Origin of the sequence: Methylorubrum podarium (assembly GCF_040270385.1) — a bacterium.
Lineage (GTDB): Bacteria > Pseudomonadota > Alphaproteobacteria > Rhizobiales > Beijerinckiaceae > Methylobacterium > Methylobacterium podarium.
The window spans coordinates 1-2517 of record NZ_JBELQE010000104.1 but is presented as its reverse complement, the minus strand read 5'-3'; the positions used below and the strand labels follow the sequence as shown (position 1 = coordinate 2517).

Genomic DNA, 2517 nt, shown 5'->3' with positions numbered 1-2517 from the left:
CCGCACAGCCCCCCGCCCCGTCCGCGGGTCAGCCGCCGACGGCGCAGCCCCGCTCCGTGGTCCAGGCGACCATCGCCCCGGCCCGCCGCCTGCCCGCGGGCACCCGCGGCTTCCGCCTCTCGGGCGAGGAGGACGTGCTGCAATACCCGGTCTACCTGACCGAGGGGCAGGCACGGGGTCCGGCGCGGCTGCGCGTCTCCTACCTCTCCGCGATCTCGGTGGCGCCGGAATTCTCCGAGCTCAGCGGGCTCGTCAACGGCACCAAGGTCGGCTGGACCCGGATCCAGGCGCCCGGCGCCGTCAAGGTCGTGGAGTTCGCGATCCCCGACGGCGTCCTCAAGGCCGGCTACAACGCCGTCACGCTGACCGCGAGCCAGCGCCACCGGGTCGATTGCGCGATCGAAGCGACCTACGAGCTGTGGACGCAGATCGACCCCTCGCGCTCCGGGCTGGTGGTCGCGCCGGCCGCCGACCTCGACCTGAAATCGCTCGCCGCCCTGGAGCCCGACGAGAGCGGCGCCCTCCCCTTAGGCGTGCTGCTCAACGAGAAGCCGACCCTGCCGCGCCTGGAGCGGATGATCGGCGCCGTGCAGGCGCTCGCCGTCGTGAGCCGGCTCGCCCGGCCCGCGGTGAGCTTCGGGCCGCCGCTCTCCGGCCGCAACGGCGTCAACCTCCTCGTGGGGACCGCCGCCGAGATCCGCGGCACGGACGGCGTCGAGGATCTCGGGCCGATCACCGGTCCGCGGCTCGCCCTGCTGCCGCCGCGGGGCAACCGCGCGCCGACGCTCGTCGTGACCGGGCCCGGCCCCGACGACGTGCGGGCGGCCGTCACCCAGCTCGCCGCGGCGGGCGATCCCGGCGGCAGCGGACCCGGCGCGGCGCTCGCGCCCCTGGTCCGGGGCTACGAGGTGCAGGGCGGCGAGCAGCTCGACCTGGAGCGCCTCGGCGTCACCAGCCGCGAGTTCAACGGGCGCCTGCTGCGCACCCGGATCGAGCTGCGCTTTCCCGCCGACTTCGTCCCCGCCGACTACGGCAAGGTGATGCTGCACCTCGCCGGTGGCTACGCCGCGGGCCTCGATTCGAGCGCCCAGATCGTCGTCGACATCAACGGCCGCAACGCCGCGAGCGTGCCGCTGCCCTATGCCCGGGGCGAGGTGTTCGACGACCAGGCCATCCCGCTGCCCCTGAGCCTGTGGCGGCCAGGCCTGAACAGCGTCGAGATCAGCGCGCAGCTCCCCAACGCCTCCGACAAGGTCTGCGACACCCTCTCGCCGACGGCGCGGCAGCCGCGCTTCCTCTTCCTCGACCGCACCCGCCTCGAGATCCCGGCCCTGGCGCGCGCCGTGCGCAGCCCCGACCTCGCGGCGGTCAAGGCGGGGGCGGTGCCGTTCACCGCGCCGGGGACCCGCCCGCGCCTCGTGCTGCCGGTCGCGGACCGCGAGACGGCGGATGCCGCCGCGACCCTCGCCGCCCGCCTCGCGATCGCGGCCAAGCGCGTCATCGACTTCGAACTCGTGCCCGATGCGGGCGGCACCGAGGGCGGCGCCAACCTCGTGGTCGCCCCTGCCCGTGCCCTCAACCCGGTGACGATCCAGACCGTGGGCCTCGATCCCGACGAGATCCGCCGGGTCTGGCAGGGGCGGGCCGAGACGGTGGCCACGCCGGGCCAGTTCGGCCCCGAGGGCGTGCTGACCCTCGACCGGCTGCGCCGCAACCTGCCGATGCGCTGCGCCCTGCCGCCCGCCGCGGTGCCGGTCAGCGTCGCGGCCGCGCCGCCTGCCGCACCCTCTGCCGCCCCCCCTGCGATCCCGGCCGCCGCGCCGGCCCCCGCGCCGCGCGGCGCACCGCGCCCGGCGGGCCCGGAGACCGACGAGGAACTCGTGGCCCGCTGGGACCAGACCCTGTCGGGGGCGGCCTTCGTCCCCTCGGTGCTGCGGGAGGGCTGGTCCCGGTTCGCGAACTGGGCGCTGCGGCTGCGCAGCGACGTGACCGGCCTGATCGAGGCGCCGAAGGCGGGGGACGTGCCGGTCAATCCCCGCGCCTCGCTGATCATCGCCGAGGGGAGCGACGGAACCCGGCTCAGCGAGACCACCGTGCTCGTCACCGCCCCGAACCCGTCGATGCTCAAGGCGTCGGTGTCCTGCCTCGTCGATCCGGTGGTCTGGACCCGCCTCGTCGGGCGCGCCGCCTTCCTCGACGCCTCGGACGGCACCCTCACCACGGTCCAGCCGGATCGCGTCGCGCTGATCGAGACCCGCGCCTGGTCGCTCGCCAATTTCCGCCTGGTCTCGGCGGCGTGGCTCTCCCTCAATCCGAGCTACTATGTCGGCATGACCCTGTTCATGGCCCTGTGCCTCGGCCTCGCCACCACGGGCCTCGTGCGCCAGCTCGGCCGGAGGAATTCCTGATGCGGCCCCCCCGCGCGCCGTGCCGTCCCGCCCCGCGCCTCGCCGGATGGGCGCTCGCCTCGGCGGTCACCCTCGCCGCGGCCGGCCCCGCCGCGGCCCAGCCGGCCCC

The 2517-nt window shown here is 75.8% G+C and carries 1 protein-coding gene; it reads left to right on the top strand.

Features of this window, described 5'->3' with window-relative positions:
- Window positions 1–2408, top strand: a 2408-nt coding sequence (locus ABS772_RS20500) for a cellulose biosynthesis cyclic di-GMP-binding regulatory protein BcsB (RefSeq protein ID WP_350396589.1), incomplete at its 5' end; no start/stop codon positions are given.
- Window positions 2409–2517: the final 109 nt, after the last annotated feature.